The following is a 16,425-nucleotide window of genomic DNA, read 5'->3' on the forward strand; positions in this document are numbered from 1 at the left end:
CCTCCTGCATCCATGCAGTCGTCTTTTTCTAAGAGGGGGGGCTGAACAAATTATGCGGCAACCTGCCGATTCAAGAGTTCTAGAACAATAAATCAGGAATACCCGTGGCTTACCTTGAAGACAAAATCCAGCAAGTCCAGGACAAAGAGCTCCGGGACATTTTGTTGGCGGAAGTTAAAAAGCTCAAGAAAGAGAAAAAGTTCGGTTTGGTGTTTGAAGAGCATGTACCGGAATTGGTGCCTGTGTTTAGCGCACCGATTCGCCCGCGCGCGACTGTGGCGCTGAAAGATGGCGACTTGTTAGAGACCTTCCGGGTTAAACGGATTAAGGGCGACCAAGCCACCGTCAGCCAAGACAACGACGGCACTGAGCGGGTTTTTCCCATCAGCCAATTGGTCGTGGTACAGCGTTTCGGCGAAGCCATTTATCCCGCGTTGGAATTGAAAGACATGGTGCAAAATGGCGGCGACCGGCCTTTTCATACACTGATTGAAGCCGACAATTACCATGCCCTGCAATTATTGGACTATCTGTATGCCGGGCAAGTGGATTGCATCTATATCGATCCGCCGTACAACACAGGTGCCAAGGATTGGAAATATAACAATAACTATGTCGATAGCAATGACAGTTGGCGGCATAGCAAATGGCTGACGTTTATGGAAAAACGGCTGAAATTGGCAAAACGCCTACTAAAACCAGATACCGGGGTTCTCATTGTGACCATTGATGAACATGAGGTTCATCATTTGAGATGCTTGCTTGCTCAGATTTTGCCAAATGCATTCATTCAAATGGTTACCGCTGTTATCAATCCCAAAGGGGTTTCACAAGGTAGGTTTTCCAGAGTAGAGGAATATTTAATCTATTGCTTTATGCCTTCAGCAAATGTTCTTACGACTTTTGATGACCTCCTAAATAGGGACGAGAAACGTACCAACATTCCCAGATGGTCAAGCTTATTGAGATCAGGGAACAATGCGCGGCGCATTGATAGAAAAAATATGTTCTATCCAATATTAATTGACTTAGAAAAAATGATTGCGGTAGATGTTGGTGAACCGCTTTTGGATGGCGACCCGATTTTGGGCCAAAAGGAAAAAGGCTTATCACTAGCATGGCCTATCAGAGCAGATGGCACATTTGGCAACTGGGGCGTCGGCCACAAAACATTACTTACTTTAATTCAACAAGGATTTGTAGCCGTCAGGGGATACGACGATAAACGCAAAACGTTTTCTATTTATTATTTAAATGAAAAATTAAGACGCCAAATAGAAACTGGGGACTTGATCATCACTGGAAGGGATGAGGTTACTAATGTAGTGGAAGTCGAATATGCTGCTACTAAATTATTTCAACCAAAAACAGTGTGGCATCGAAGCATTCATGATGCTGGCGCATACGGATCAGACCTCATAAAAAAAATATTAGGTGAGTCAAGTGGGTTCACTTTCCCCAAATCTGTCTATTCAACTCATGATGCTGTTTTTCCAATAGTTAAAGAAAATAAATCGGCTTTGGTTGTTGATTTTTTTTCAGGTTCTGGAACGACCCTTAACGCGACAAACCTGATCAATGCCACTGATAAAGGCAACCGTCGCTGTATTCTGGTTACCAATAACGAAGTATCTGCCGAAGAATCAAAAGCCTTGCAGGAACAAGGCTTCATGCCCGGCGATGCCGAATATGAAAAACACGGCATTTGCCAATCCGTGACTTGGCCGCGTAGCAAATACACCATTCTTGGTAAACGCGATGACGGCACATTGTTGGAAGGAGATTATTTAACCGGTCGTACCATCACCAAAGAAAAACGCCGTACCTTTAAACAAATCGGCTTTATCGACAGCGAGCAACTAACGGTCGCACGCAAAAAAGAGTTGGTCAGTTTGCTAGACGGTATCCCGCAATCCAAAATCAATAAAGACGCAGCCTTTTTTGTCGATGAAGAATGCAAGGCTTCTATCTTATTTGATGAGGCAGAAGCCGATGCCTATCTGGATGCATTGGAAGACATGATGCATATCGAGACTTTCTATTTGGTCATGGCCAATAATGCGCTGTTCAAACGATTGAAGGACGCCATCAACGAACTGCTTGGTCCGCTGCAAATCAGCGAGGAAGAAAAGCGGCCAATGAGTAACGGGTTTGAGGCGAATTTGGCCTATTTCAAATTGGATTTTCTGGATGCCGACGAGGTGCAATTAGGCCGGAAGTTTGCCGCGCTGTTACCCATTTTATGGCTGATGGCCGGAGCCAAAGGACCATGCCCCAATAGTCCCAACAATGCGCCCTATTTTCTGCCCGAACAATGTCCGTTTGCGGTGTTACTGGATGAGCATTGCTTTCTGGCGTTCAAGACGGCTTTGCAGGCGCGTCCCGGTATAAGCCATGTGTTTCTGGTCACCAATTCAGAGGACGGTTTTTTCGCGATGCGCGACGAACTAGCCGGTCATTTGCAAGTAGTGCAGCTTTACAAAGATTATCTGGATCAATTCAAAATCAATACGCAACGGGAGCGATCATGAGATTGGTGCTAAAGGATTTTCAGGAAGGAACTGTTAAAGAATTGATTAAAAAAATCAAGCAAACCAAAAATTACGTGAAGGATGGTGATCCGCAAGCGATTATTTTTGCCTCACCGACAGGTTCCGGCAAAACGGTTATGGTCGCCGCCTTGATTGAAGCCATTTTTACGGGTACTGATGAAATTATGGCCGAACCGGAGGCTGTGTTTTTATGGTTGTCCGATCAGCCAGAATTGAATGAGCAATCACGCAGCAAGATTGCCAGTGCTTCCAACCGGTTACGTGATAGCGATTTAGTGATAATCGATAGTAATTTCGACCAGGAAACATTTGATGGTGGCAAGATCTATTTTCTGAATACGCAAAAGTTGGGCAAGGATAAAAATCTGGTCAAAATCAAAGGCGATGGTCGGCATAATACGATTTTGGAAACCATCCAGAAAACTCAGGATATTTTACAAGACAAGTTTTATCTGATTATTGATGAAGCTCATCGAGGGATGAACCAATCATCCAGGGATGCAAATACTGCAAAAACAATTGTTCAGCAATTTGTTTTTGGCCACAATGAACTGCCGGCCATTCAATTGATACTCGGTGTTTCTGCCACCCCTAAGCGTTTTCAAGATTTATTGCAGAATCCAAAGTCATACCATAATCGCGGACAGCAACAAGTTTCAGTCAATCCAGAAGATGTTACCGCTTCGGGGTTATTGAAAGACCAAATCGTTTTATACCATCCCACTGGAGATCAGCCGTCGGATTGGTCTTTGTTAGCCGCTGCCGCTCGCCAATGGTTTAAAGTGCGCGACAAATGGAATGCCTACACGCAATCCCAAGCTATTGAAGCGGTTAAGCCGATTCTGGTGATCCAAGTAGAAGACGGTAACGACCGCATATTGAGTAAAACTGATTTGGCCCAGGTGATTGCCGTTTTGGAAAAGGAAGTAGGTCCGATTCAGGATGATGAGCTGGCGCATAGCTTTCAGGACGACAAAGCATTAATAGTCGGTGACCGCAAAATCCGCAAGATCGATGCATCTAGGATTCAGAACGACGAGAAAGTTAAATTCGTGTTGTTCAAAATGAGTTTAACGACCGGCTGGGATTGTCCGCGCGCGGAAGTCATGATGTCTTTCCGCAAAGCCAACGACCATACTTTAATTGCGCAATTGATCGGGCGCATGGTGCGCACTCCGCTGGCTCGACGGATTGAAAACCAGGATTTTTTGAATTCGGTTTCCTTGTATTTGCCGCATTACGATCAAGAGGGACTGAATCAGGTGATTGAAAACCTGAAATCCGATCCCGAAAGCGTGCCACCAACTGATGTTGTCGAAGGTGCAGAGCAAGTTACGCTGTACCGCGCCACTGAACATTCCGAAACATTTGCCGCACTGCAAACGGTTCCGAGTTACCGTATCGAACGCATTCGCAAAACTTCGGATACCCGGCGCTTGATGCGTTTGGCGCGTTTATTAACGGCCATCCATAATCTTGATCCTGAAGCCTTGCCTAACGCCAAACAACAGATTTTGGACATGCTCAAAAGAGAAATTGAGCGACTGGAGCAAAATGATAGTCAGTTTGCGGAAAAATTGCAGGGCTGTAATGAAATCGCCATTCAGCCTGTAACCGTCGATCAAGGCAAGTGGACGACTTTGACGGGAGTCATTGAAAAAATTCCGTTGTCCGATGCCAATGTTGAAGAGCTATTTCAACGCGCCGGTCAACGACTCGGCGAAGGATTGCATATCGATTATTGGACGAAATTCTACGATACCAATGATCCGCAACGGCCTAAACTGGAGTTGTTTTTAGCATTGCAGCAGCAAGCGGTTTGGGAAGCTTTGGAAAAAAGCAGTTTGCAGCTTTTTAATGCCTTGCTGAAGCAAAATCACACCAAAATCGGGAAGCTGGCCAGTTCTGAGCGTGAGAAATACAACAAGCTGAAAGTCGTAGCCAAAGACCCTGAGCCGATCGATTGGGAATTGCCGGATGAAATTATCGTTAGCCGTTTAACGGATGCCGTTGAATGGGTTAAGCACGTTTATCTGGCTGAAGACGGTAAATATTTTTCGTCTTTGAATAACTGGGAAAAGAAGGTCATGGAAGCCGAAATGGCCCAGGAAAACATGATTGGTTGGCTACGGAACGAAGCCCGCAAACCTTGGTCGTTTACTATTCCTTATGAATACAACGGTGCTGTACAACCTATGTTTCCGGATTTTCTGGTGATTCGAAAGCAGGATGATGTTTTGATTGTCGATGTTTTGGAACCTCATGGCTCTGCATTAGCCGATAGTTGGGCAAAGGCTGTAGGCTTGGCAAAGTTTGCATCTAAACATGGTGATAGAGTTGGACGCATTGAGCTAATTCGAGTTGAAGGGAGTCATATCAAGCGGCTTGATGTCAACGACAACCATAACCGGCAAAAGGTGTTGGCTGTGAATAGTAACCAGCATTTGGATCAGTTGTTTGCTGATTTATGAACTGAATCGGAGGGGTTATGCTAATCACCCATGAACGCGAAAAACTGATTAACGCGATCCTGTATTTTGCGGAACATACCGAACATACTGGTAAGACCAAGCTATTCAAACTGCTCTACCTTTTGGATTTCGAGCATTATCGGCAAACGGGCCGCAGCGTGACCGGGTTGAATTACTATGCCTGGAAGCTGGGGCCGGTGCCGGTGGCGCTGGATGAGGAAATCGAAGAGCCCGCGGCGGATTTGGACGCCGCGGTCACATTGGGGCAAGAACCGGTTTTTAACCATATTCGTATGCGTATCAAAGCGCTGCAAACTTTCGACCCAAGCCACTTTAGCAAGCGGGAGTTGCGTTTGCTGGCAAGCATTGCCGAACGCTATAAAAACAGCTTTGCCAAGGATATGGTCGATGTCACTCATGGCAAAGGTGATCCATGGGATAGAGTTTATGCCGATGGCCAAGGCTTTAACGCGCCTATCCCGTATGAATTGGCCGTATTGGGAAAAGATAGCGCATTGATCCTGGAGCGAGCGCGAGAGTATCAAGCTTTACGCCAACATTATTCCGCTTGAATCATGGTTGCTTTGGGTTCGGTGTTTCACGATCCTGATTTTGTATTTCAGGATGGTCAGCATGGGAACAAATTGCTCATTGTGTTGGCTGTCGGCGAAATCTGTACCGTGGCCCGCACCACATCAAAACCCAGTGGTAAAAGCCGGTCTTACGGTTGCCATGTCGATGACCGCTATCCCAATTTTTTTATTCCGCGCGAAGCGACTCTCTTTCGCGAAGACACCTGGGTGTGTCTGGATTATTTGGTCGACTTCAATCATATAGCGTTTGCAAGCAAGGTAACCGCAGGCGCCATGCATAAAATTACCGAGCTTGGGCTGGGCTTGTTGCTGGATTTGTTGGAATGCGCGATTGCCGCGGACGACATTTCTGCCGATCAAGAAAGACGCTTACGCTTGGCGCTTGCGCAAGTCAAAGCCGTTCATGAGTGAATATTTATTTTTTCCTCACGCCGTAAACTCGAGTTGCAGCCGTTGACTATGCTCTGTATCTTTGCGATTTGCCCTTTTGTCGCAGCCTGAGCATGTCTGAAAATCCCGCCCACAAACTGATTCTGGTCGACGGTTCGTCGTTTCTATTCCGTGCCTTCCACGCCGTGCCGCCGTTGACGAACGCGCAAGGCGAGCCGACCAACGCCGTTTATGGCGTGTCCAATATGTTGCGCAAGCTGATCAACGATTATCCGACGCCGTATTTTGCCGTGGTGTTCGACGCGCCGGGCAAGACTTTTCGGCATGAGCTGTACGATCAATACAAGGCCCATCGCCCGCCGATGCCGGATGATCTCAGGGTGCAGATCAAACCTTTGCACGATTTGATTCGGGCCTTGGGGCTGCCGTTGATCATAGAGGAGGGCGTCGAGGCCGATGATGTGCTGGGCTCGTTGGCGCAAAACGCCGCAAGACAAGGTTTCGAGGTGATCATTTCCACCGGCGACAAGGATATGGCGCAACTGGTCGACGATAAGATCACGCTGGAAAACACCATGACGAACACGCGCATGGACATCGCCGGCGTCGAGGAAAAATTCGGCGTCAAACCCGCACAGATCATCGATTATCTGGCGTTGATGGGCGATGCGGTCGACAACATTCCCGGCGTGCCCAAGGTGGGCCCCAAAACCGCCGCCAAATGGCTGCAGCAATACGGCACGCTGGACAATCTGATCGACCATGCCGACGAAATCAAGGGCAAGATAGGCGACAATCTGCGCGAAGCGCTGCCGCAATTGCCGTTGTCGCGGGAACTGACGACGATCAAATGCGACGTGGCTTTGCATTACGGTCTGGACGATTTGAAACGCAAGGATGCCGATATGGCCGCCCTCAAGGACCAGCTAGGCCATCTGGGGTTCAGCAGCTGGCTGAAGACCTTGAACGGCGAAGGTGGCGCGGTTGCCTCCACGCCAGCCAGAGCAAGCGAACCCGCGGCCAAACCGGCGCCGGTCGAGAAAAGCTACCAGTGCCTCCTGAGCCAAGCCGATTTCGACGTCTGGCTGGACAAGCTAAAGCACGCCGAACTGTTTGCATTCGATACCGAAACCACCAGCCTGAATTACAGCGAAGCGCAAATCGTCGGTGTGTCGTTTGCCGTCGAAGCTGGCAAGGCGGCTTATTTGCCGTTGGCGCACGATTATGCCGATGTGCCGCCCCAGCTCGACCGCCAAGCCGTACTGGATGCGCTAAAGCCATTGCTGGAAGCCCCCGCCAAGCCCAAACTGGGGCAGAATCTTAAATACGATGCCCATGTCCTGAAAAATCACGGCATCACGTTGCGCGGCGTTCAACATGACACCATGCTGGAATCCTATGTCTTGAACAGCACTGCCAGCAAGCACAACATGGACGATCTGGCCAAGCATTATTTGGGCATCGAAACCATTCATTACGAAGACGTCGCCGGCAAGGGCGCCAAGCAGATCGGCTTTGCCGAGGTGGCGATAGAGCAAGCTACTGAATACGCCGCCGAGGACGCAGACATTACCTGGCGTCTGCATCAAGCCTTGTCGCGGCAATTGCAGCAATTTCCCAAACAATGGGCGCTTTACAATGACATCGAAGTGCCGTTGATCGGCGTATTGACGAGGGTCGAGGAAAACGGCGTGTTGATAGACTGCGCCGCGCTGGATCAACAAAGCCTGGAATTGGCCAACCGCATGATAGGGATAGAGCAACAGGCGCACGATCTGGCCGGCTCAGCCTTCAATCTCGGTTCACCCAAGCAGATTCAGGATATTCTGTACGACCGGATGAAGCTGCCGGTGTTGAAGAAAACCCCGAAAGGCCAGCCCTCCACCGACGAATCGGTGCTGCAGGAGCTGGCGCTGGATTATGCGCTGCCCAAGCTGATTCTGGATTTTCGCGGCATGAGCAAGCTGAAATCGACTTACACCGACAAGCTGCCGCAGCAAATCAACCCCAAGACGGGGCGGGTACATACCTCTTATCAGCAAGCCGTCGCCGCGACCGGGCGTTTGTCATCGACCGACCCCAATTTGCAAAACATTCCGATACGTAGCGAGGAAGGCCGCAAGATACGCCAGGCCTTCATTGCGCCGCCCGGCTACAAGATCGTCGCCGCCGACTATTCACAGATCGAATTGCGCATCATGGCGCATTTGTCCGGCGATGCCGGCTTGCTGAATGCCTTTTCGCAAGGCGTGGATGTGCATAGCGCGACGGCGGCGGAGGTGTTCGAAGTCGATATTTCTCAAGTCACCCACGATTTGCGCCGCTCGGCCAAGGCCATCAACTTCGGCTTGATTTACGGCATGTCGGCGTTTGGCTTGGCGCAACAACTCGGTTTGTCGCGCAATCAAGCCCAAGCCTATATTGATCTATACTTCAGCCGTTACCCCGGGGTGAAGCACTATATGGACAACATTCGCGAACAAGCCAAGCAGCAAGGTTTTGTCGAAACCTTATTCGGCCGTCGGCTGTATTTGCCGGACATCAATGCGCGTAACGCCGCCCAGCGTCAATATGCTGAGCGCACCGCGATCAATGCGCCGATGCAGGGCACGGCCGCCGACATCATCAAGCGGGCGATGATAGATTGCGATCAATGGATACAGAATAGCGGTGCCGACGTGAAAATGATCATGCAGGTGCACGACGAGCTGGTGTTCGAAGTGGCGGAATCCAAACTGGATGCCAGCATGGAGCGCATACGCGCGATCATGTCGGGCGCAGCGCAGTTGCATGTGCCATTACTGGTTGAAGTCGGTTCCGGTGAAAACTGGGATCAGGCGCATTGAAGAGGCTAAGCCTGTGACCGAAATAGACATCGAACAACTGGTGACCTTTGTCGACAAGATGCCGGCTTTTCGCAGCAGCGTGCAGCGCTTGCTGCAATTGGCTTCCGACATCAATGCCGATAGCCGGGAAATCGTGCATGTTATCGAATCGGACCCGCTGATGACGGTGAAGGTTTTGAAGGTGATCAATTCTCCATTTTATGGCTTGGTCAACAAAATCAGTTCCGTACAGCGGGCGGTCGTGCATCTGGGCATCAACAGCATCAAGAACATGGCCCTGTCGGTGGCGGCAATTGGCATGCTGCCGGCGCAAAATCAGGCGGGCTTGGATAATCGAGCGTTTTTACTGCATTCTTTGACTACCGCCGCGTTATGTAAATTGCTGGCGGAACGCTTGGAGGTGCCGGCCGTGCAGGGTGGCGATTATTTCGTGGCCGGTCTGTTGCATGACTTTGGCAAAATCGTGTTCGCTGAATTCGTGCCCGCTACTTATAAGACGGTGCTGCAAATTGCCAGCGAGCAGAATCTGGCGCTCAATCTGGTCGAAAGCGATGTGATGGGCATCAATCATAGCCAAACCGGTAAACTGCTGGCCGAGCACTGGGGCTTGGCTGATGATTTGATCGTTGCGATCGACCATCATCACAACGAGCACTTGAACTCGTTGTTAAGCGATTCCCTGTTTGCCGCCAACCAAATCGGCAAGCAGTTGAAATTCGGTTTCGCCGGTAATCCGGTAGTCAGGCAATTTCCGCCTGGCGTCAAACGGCGCTTTGGTGTGGATTTGGATGAGCTGATTGCCGAATTGGGCGATCTGGCCCGCATCAAAAACGAAGCCTTGGCGTTTATCGATTAGCACGGAGCCGGCGATGAGATTCAAGTTTTGGGGCGTCAGAGGCTCCATTCCAACGCCGGGCCCCAAGACCGTCAAATACGGCGGCAACACGACCTGCATCGAAATCAAGACATCCGCCAATGATTTATTGATCCTGGATGCCGGCACCGGCATTCATGCCTTGGCGCAAACCCTGCTGCACAAGAATCCCGTGGTGGCGCATATCCTGATTACGCATACGCATTGGGATCATATCCAGGGCTTGCCGTTTTTCCTGCCCTTGTTCGGGCCGAATAATCAGGTGCATGTCTATGGCGGACTAGACCCGGTTACCCAGCAGGGCATAGAGCGTGCCTTGAACGTGCAATTGCAATACAGCTATTTCCCGATCAGCGAAACCCAGCTCAAGGCGCGCATTCACTACCATACCCTGAAACCCGGCCAAACCATCCAGATTGGCGGCGCGAACGTAACGCCCACGGTATTGAGCCACCCGGTGTTGAATTTTGGCTATCGGGTGGAAGACAGCGATGGTAGTTCGTTATTCTTCACCGGCGATTACGAAATGCCGATTAACCCGTATCAGCCGGATGATCAGGATTACGCGTCCAATCAACAGTTCATCGAAGAAAAGCATCAAGAAGTATTGGCCGCCATGCATGCGGTGGATGCCTTGATCGTCGATTCATCCTACACCGATGTCGAATACGAAAAAAAAATAGGCTGGGGCCATGGCACTTACGGTACGGCACTGGCACTGGCGCGGCAAGCCAAGGCCAAAAAACTGTTCTTTACCCACCACGAACCCACCCGCAGCGACGACGAACTGGAAACCATATTCCAAACCGTGCTAAGCGATCTCGATGCCCCGGATTTTGCGGTTCATCTGGCGAAGGAAGGAGATGAGTATGGGTTAGGGTAGGTGGATGTCGTGATTGCGAAACAACAGGGACGAATACTCCGGTGTTTGCCAGCAAGTTCGAGGATTCGAAAATCGTTTAACAAGCCAATCCTACGAATCATGCCTGACAGCATTCGTTAGCCGGCATAACATCAAAAACAAGCCGTTGGTCACTTCCGCAAACGGAGCGTAATCGAGCTTATCTGGTGTGTCCTGTGCCGTATGGTAATACGGATAGCGATAGAACGCGGTATCGGTGATCATGAATGCCTTGTAACCCTGCCGCCAAAACGACAGATGATCGCTCAACGATACGCCGGGCACCAAGGCCAGCGTGGCAATCGATTGCATCGGGAAATCCGTGACGGCAGAAAAGGCCCCGAGACAATCGCGCATGATGCCTCGAGAGCGCAAGTTGGAAACGAAGGCGATGAAATTGCCGGTATCGGGATAAAAATACTTTAAAAAAGGTGGATACGCCTGGCTGCCCGGCTGGTTTTTATAACAACCCAGCATCTCCCGCGAAATCATGAAGCGGATCTTATCGCCCCGCTGCTTGGCGGCCTTTGCGTAGACCATGCTGCCCATATTGGGCCAGAAAAAGAAAGGCGGTTCCTCGTTGACAAAGGCGACAAAGCGCATCGCGGTTTCAGGGGCGATCTTCTGGAAAAGTCGGGAAAGCTCCAGTAGGGCCGCAACCCCGCTGCCATTGTCGTTGGCGCCGGGGCTGCCCAAGACCGAATCGTAATGGGCGCCGATCACAATGGCTTGTTGATCGAGGCCGCTGCCTGGAAGGTTGATTTCGAGATTGGCGCAGTCAACGCCGTGCGTGCGATACGCCTGTTTATGAACGGCATAACCCTGGCTCTGCCATTCTTCGGTAATGTAGGCTTCGGCGGCATGTAATGCTTTTGGGTGAAAAACGTTGTGCTCACCGATTTTACCGGCAAGCTCATAGACATGGTGGCGCAGGTGCTGGGTTAAATCTTCGTGCATGTTTCTGGCGCCATACAATCGAACCTTGAAGGGTATAGAGAGGTGTTATTCGACGGGTTTATTCGCCGCATCATAGCTCATTGCACCGGCTAAATTAATCGGAATCTGACAAGTTCAAAATCAAGAACATCGACTATGCTTTAACCCATTGCACAGCTTTGCGCCTACCTTCGGGCAGCGCAAAACCAACACCCCATCAACATAAGGAGGCTAGCATGCCTATTTCAGAAATATGCACCCGAGAAGTCATCATTGCGCGGTGCGACGAAACTGTATTGGAAGCGGCTAAGCTGATGCGGGAACGCAATGTCGGTACCGTCGTCGTGGTCGAAGAACGTGGAAGCGTTCGTGTTCCGGTCGGCATCGTGACCGATCGCGATCTAGTGGTGGAGATCATAGCCTCGGAAGTAGATCCGACCTTCATCAGGATGGGCGACATCATGCCGGCTGAGCTCGTCAGCGTGAAAGGGAGTTGCGGCGTCTATGAAGGCATTCAATACATGCGCAGCAAAGGCGTCAGACGGTTGCCGGTGATCGATGAGGACGGCGGTTTACTCGGTATCGTTACCTTGGACGATTTATTGGGTCTGCTGGCGGAGGAATTCAGCGCATTAGCAAAACTGGTAGAGCGTGAGCGCAAGAACACTCCCTGAATTGCTCGAGCCGGCAATTGATATGCCTCGCTTATTTCGGATTGTGCTGTCGGTCTGCCTTGGTTTTTTCCTGGCAGCGGTCATTGGCTACGCTCTTGTCATGCTGTTATCACCCAACAAGCACGATTTACCTGTTGAGGCGGCGATGACCGCTATCTTTGTGTGCGGGCCAATAGGTGCAATCGTCGCGGTCATCCTGGTGCCTTTTCGCGGTAAATAGCCTTGCTGTTTGGTTTGCGGCAAGCCAGGAGGGTTTGGTGTAAAAGGATCGTAGGCCCGTGAAACCCATGCGGCATCGTTAAGACTAAGTTAAGGCGGGCTGGCGATATTTATAGCTAATCAAACTGAATTGAATATTCGTAACGGTTAGCTGGAGAAATAGAATGGTACAAACCACGGAATTTGACTTGAACGATGCTTTGGCACAGATCAAGCTCGCGATAAAAAGCCTAAAGGATTTACAGGCCGAAAACGACGAGGACGATGTCTTCTACGCGGCTAATAAATTGAATTCCGTATTAAGAACGGTGCACGACAATTACCGCTCCTGGAATGGTGACGCGATCAGGGAATTTGTGCTGAGCAAGAACGATCCCTTGCGCTATATCAACGTCAAGTCGGATCAATTCGACCGCATGGTCCGTAACATACAGGAAGAGATGATCGTCAAATTTTCCAGGCATTGACAATGCTCTCAGACTGACTGCAAAGCATCGATAAGGCTGCGATCAATCGGCGGATGGTGGCGTAAATTGAAACCACTCGTCCAGAATCTGGTGCACATCGTCGATGCCGGTTTTGTTCAGCGCGGAAAACAATTGCAGGGTGATGACGATATCAGCCTGGCTCAATTCGCGCTGAACTTGCAGCAGCGTATTCTTGGCGGCGCCGAATTTGAGTTTGTCGGCCTTGGTCAACAGGATGTGCAACGGCAGCTTGCTGTGTTCGCACCAGTCCACCATTTGCCAGTCGAATTCGGTCAATGGATGACGGATGTCCATCACCAGCACGATGCCGCAGAGCGCCTTGCGGTTTTTTAGATAGTTTTCCATCATTTTTTGCCAATCCCGTTTGATTGCTTCGGGAACCTTGGCATAGCCGTAACCAGGCAAGTCCACCAGTTTGCGTTGTTCGTCGATCTGAAAAAAATTCAGCAATTGGGTGCGGCCTGGGGTTTTGCTGACGCGGGCCAAGGCGTTTTGCTGTACTAGCGTGTTGATGGCGCTGGATTTGCCGGCGTTGGAGCGGCCGGCAAAGGCAATTTCCATGCCTTGGTCTGGTGGGGCGTCTTGCAGGCGAGGCGCGCTGTTGATGAATTTGGCTTGATGGTAGACTGGATTCATCGCTATCTCGCTTACGGGTTATAAATCGGTTAGAATCCGGCCATTATAACGTCTGCTAGCCTATGAAAGGCTGATAACGTCGATTAACCTTCCTGAACAGGGGCCAATAATGATAAAAAAACTGCTGACTGTTTCCATTTCACTGGTGCTTGCCGCTGGCTCCAGTCTGGCTTTCGCGGAAGCTAAAGTCACTGCCGGCAAAGACAAGGCGGCTTCGTGCGCGGGGTGTCACGGCGAAGATGGTAACAGCATGATGCCGGGATTTCCGAAACTGGCCGGCCAGCACCAAGCTTATTTAGTCAAGCAATTGCAAGCTTTCAAAAGCGGCGCGCGTAATTCCGCGATGATGGCTCCTCTGGCCATGGGTCTGGATGAGCAAGCCGTAAATGAAATCTCGGCTTATTATGCGGCGCAAAAAATCTCGAAAAATCCCGCGCCCACCTTGCCGGCAGACGATAGCGACGATGACGCGCCGACCAAAACCGATGAGCAGAAAAAAGCCGAGCTGGATGATTTGATAGAACAAGGCAGCGATTTGTATCGCAACGGTAATATCGGTCGCGAAGTGTCGGCTTGCGTGGCTTGCCATGGCCCTTACGCGGAAGGCAACAAACCGGCTGCCTATCCGGCTTTGCACTCGCAGCATGCCGACTATTTGATCAAGACTTTGACGGATTTCAAAAACGGCGCGCGTACCAGCAACCGCGAGAACATGATGTACATGATCGCGAAAAAAATGACCGATGAAGACATCAAAGCGGTTTCTTATTACATTTCGACGCTGAAATAACCGGAAGTCCTACCTCGCTCCGGCTGGAATCGCCCTGTCGGAGCCGATTTGATCCCCGCATTGCGTAGGGATTGGCCTAAATGCTCCTGCTCATGCCGCAATCGACAATTCGTATCCTGTTCCGTTTCTTGGGTTCGATGAACCTGGCGATTACGTTGCTGGTGGCTATCGCCATCGCCGCCGTGATTGGCACCGTCGTTCAACAAAATCAGCCTTATCCCGATTATGTATTGAAATTTGGGCCATTCTGGTTCGAGGTTTTCAAAAACCTGGATTTGTTCAATGTCTATTCGTCGGTTTGGTTTTTGACCATACTCGGTTTTTTGGTGTTATCGACCAGCGTTTGCGTCTACCGCAATTTGCCGCGCATCCTGCGCGACGTCAACGATTACCGCGAGCATAGCCAGCGTAATGTCTTGCTGAAATTGCCGCATCGGTATGAGTTTCAAAATGGCCGAGACTTGCAAGCCAATCTGACACTGACCGCCGCGGTGTTGGATAACCACCGTTACCAATTCAAGTCGCGCAATGATGGCGCCGCTACGCTGATTGCGGCCAAAAAAGGCAGTGGCGGGCGCTTGGGGTATATCTTCAGTCATGTGGCGATCGTGGTGATCTGCATCGGCGGCTTGATCGATGGCAATCTGCCGTTGAAATTCGCCGAATGGCGCGGCAGGATCGCGGTGGAAACCCGGCGTATTCCCGCCAGCGAGATTCCGCCTATCAGCACGCTATCCGAGAAAAATCTATCCTTTCGCGCGAATATCGACATTGCCGAAGGCAGCCAGGCGGATTTGGCTTTCATCGACTACAAGAACGGTTATTTGCTGCAAAAATTGCCGTTTGCGATTCATGTCGAGGATTTTCGCATCGAGCATTATCCCAGCGGCCAGCCCAAGTCCTTTGAAAGTGATTTGATGATCATCGATCCCGAATCGAAGGAACCCGTCAAGCAGACGATTTCGGTGAATCATCCTTTGACCTACAAAGGCTATACCATCTATCAAAACAGCTTTGGCGATGGCGGTTCTAAATTGAACTTGAAAGCCTGGCCGGTATTAACCCAGCAAGCGCCTGCCGAAGTGCAAGCCACGGTCAAACAATTTACCCAGGTCGGCGATAGACGACTGGAAATTTCGGATTTCAGGCCGTTCAACGTCAATCCCGATCCCAGCGGAGAAAAACAGTTCGTCAATCTGGGGCCGAGCTTCCAGTACAAGCTGCGCCGCCCGGACGGCACCGCAAACGAATATCTGACCTATATGCAGCCCATTCGGCAGGAAGGGCGCTGGTTTTATTTAAGCGGCATGCGCAGCAAGGTATCGGAGCCTTTCAATTACTGGTTCATGCCGGCAGACAGTGAGAGGCGCCTGACTCGATTTATGGCATTTTTTCAAACCTTGCGCAATCCAGAGGCTTTGAAACCGATTGCGCTGCAAACCGCGGGTTCCAGCGAAAGCGGCAAACAATCGTCCGACAAGGAACGCCAGGCCGTCGCCGAATTCATGCTGGCCCTAGCTCAACAGTTCGTCGAGGGCGGTTATGAAAAAATCTCGGCCACCATCGAACAGACTATCGAGGAAGGCAAGCGCGAAGAAGTTTCAGGCGTGTATGCCGCGGTTTTGCAGCGCTTGCTAAAGAATGTTTACTTGAATGTGTTGCGTGGCGAAGGCTTGGATTTGAAGCAGCCCTTGTCCGATTTCGATAATCAGTTTTTGCTGGATGCGGTGGAGGCGGTCAATTTGGCCCATTTCTATGACGCACCGTTTTATCTGGAATTGAAAAACTTCCAGCATGTCGAAGCTACCGGCTTGCAGATTACCCGTTCTCCCGGCCAATGGCTGGTTTTTCCCGGCTGCCTGCTGTTGGTGTTGGGGGTGTTTTGCATGTTTTATTTGCCGCAACGCCGGTTATGGCTGGTGCTGGAGCCGCAAGGTCAGGGCTCCAGGATTTTGCTGGCCGGGAGCGCCTTGCGTAACCCTTATGACTTTGATAAGGAGTTTGAACTTATCAAACAGCAACTGACCCAAAGCCCATCTTCCGTTCAGTGAGATC

The 16,425-nt window shown here is 50.5% G+C and carries 14 protein-coding genes; 12 read left to right on the forward strand and 2 right to left on the reverse strand.

Going from position 1 to position 16,425, the window contains the following annotated elements; genetic code table 11:
• Positions 1-104 precede the first annotated feature (104 nt).
• The 7 genes from NM686_RS00955 to NM686_RS00985 all read left to right on the forward strand — a co-directional run bounded on the left by NM686_RS00955 (position 105) and on the right by NM686_RS00985 (position 10,609).
• On the forward strand, positions 105-2,531 hold the full coding sequence (locus NM686_RS00955; protein ID WP_255190075.1) for a site-specific DNA-methyltransferase: 2,427 nt from the start codon (positions 105-107) through the stop codon (positions 2,529-2,531).
• A complete protein-coding gene (locus NM686_RS00960; protein ID WP_255190076.1) occupies positions 2,528-5,023 on the forward strand; it encodes a DEAD/DEAH box helicase in 2,496 nt (831 codons plus the stop codon). The genes NM686_RS00955 and NM686_RS00960 overlap by 4 nt, the downstream gene beginning before the upstream one ends.
• Positions 5,024-5,040: 17 nt before the next feature.
• Positions 5,041-5,595, forward strand: a complete 555-nt coding sequence (locus NM686_RS00965; RefSeq protein ID WP_255190077.1) for a Panacea domain-containing protein — start codon at positions 5,041-5,043, stop codon at positions 5,593-5,595.
• Between the two features lie 3 nt (positions 5,596-5,598).
• Positions 5,599-6,027: a hypothetical protein gene (locus NM686_RS00970; protein WP_255190078.1), complete on the forward strand. Its 429-nt coding sequence runs from the start codon at positions 5,599-5,601 to the stop codon at positions 6,025-6,027.
• Between the two features lie 92 nt (positions 6,028-6,119).
• Positions 6,120-8,852, forward strand: coding sequence for a DNA polymerase I (polA, locus tag NM686_RS00975; protein WP_255190079.1), 2,733 nt, complete (start codon positions 6,120-6,122; stop codon positions 8,850-8,852).
• A gap of 13 nt (positions 8,853-8,865) precedes the next feature.
• The gene (locus NM686_RS00980) at positions 8,866-9,708 is read left to right on the forward strand and encodes an HDOD domain-containing protein (RefSeq protein WP_255190080.1); all 843 of its coding nucleotides are present in this window, start codon (positions 8,866-8,868) and stop codon (positions 9,706-9,708) included.
• Between the two features lie 13 nt (positions 9,709-9,721).
• Positions 9,722-10,609, forward strand: a complete 888-nt coding sequence (locus NM686_RS00985) for an MBL fold metallo-hydrolase (RefSeq protein WP_255190081.1) — start codon at positions 9,722-9,724, stop codon at positions 10,607-10,609.
• Between the two features lie 90 nt (positions 10,610-10,699).
• On the opposite strand, the gene NM686_RS00990 is transcribed toward NM686_RS00985, so the two are convergent.
• A complete protein-coding gene (locus NM686_RS00990; RefSeq protein ID WP_255190082.1) occupies positions 10,700-11,584 on the reverse strand; it encodes a M28 family peptidase in 885 nt (294 codons plus the stop codon).
• A 215-nt stretch (positions 11,585-11,799) separates the two neighbouring features.
• On the opposite strand from NM686_RS00990, the gene NM686_RS00995 reads away from it, so the two are divergent.
• From NM686_RS00995 to NM686_RS01005, 3 genes are all read left to right on the forward strand, one after another.
• The gene (locus NM686_RS00995) at positions 11,800-12,237 is read left to right on the forward strand and encodes a CBS domain-containing protein (protein ID WP_255190083.1); all 438 of its coding nucleotides are present in this window, start codon (positions 11,800-11,802) and stop codon (positions 12,235-12,237) included.
• Complete coding sequence (locus tag NM686_RS01000) at positions 12,215-12,457, forward strand: hypothetical protein (protein ID WP_255190084.1); 243 nt, start codon at positions 12,215-12,217, stop codon at positions 12,455-12,457. Before NM686_RS00995 ends, NM686_RS01000 begins: the two co-directional genes overlap by 23 nt.
• Before the next feature lie 163 nt (positions 12,458-12,620).
• Positions 12,621-12,923 carry a hypothetical protein gene (locus tag NM686_RS01005; RefSeq protein WP_255190085.1) on the forward strand — a complete coding sequence of 101 codons (303 nt, stop codon included), beginning with the start codon at positions 12,621-12,623 and terminating at the stop codon, positions 12,921-12,923.
• A 42-nt stretch (positions 12,924-12,965) separates the two neighbouring features.
• On the opposite strand, the gene yihA is transcribed toward NM686_RS01005, so the two are convergent.
• A complete protein-coding gene (yihA, locus tag NM686_RS01010; protein ID WP_255190086.1) occupies positions 12,966-13,580 on the reverse strand; it encodes a ribosome biogenesis GTP-binding protein YihA/YsxC in 615 nt (204 codons plus the stop codon).
• Positions 13,581-13,689: 109 nt separating this feature from the next.
• On the opposite strand from yihA, the gene NM686_RS01015 reads away from it, so the two are divergent.
• Together NM686_RS01015 and NM686_RS01020 are read left to right on the forward strand one after the other, a co-directional pair.
• Positions 13,690-14,370: a c-type cytochrome gene (locus NM686_RS01015; protein WP_255190087.1), complete on the forward strand. Its 681-nt coding sequence runs from the start codon at positions 13,690-13,692 to the stop codon at positions 14,368-14,370.
• A 92-nt stretch (positions 14,371-14,462) separates the two neighbouring features.
• Positions 14,463-16,421, forward strand: coding sequence for a cytochrome c biogenesis protein ResB (locus NM686_RS01020; protein WP_255190088.1), 1,959 nt, complete (start codon positions 14,463-14,465; stop codon positions 16,419-16,421).
• The last annotated feature ends 4 nt before the right edge of the window (positions 16,422-16,425 follow it).

Origin of the sequence: Methylomonas rapida (assembly GCF_024360925.2) — a bacterium.
GTDB lineage: Bacteria > Pseudomonadota > Gammaproteobacteria > Methylococcales > Methylomonadaceae > Methylomonas > Methylomonas rapida.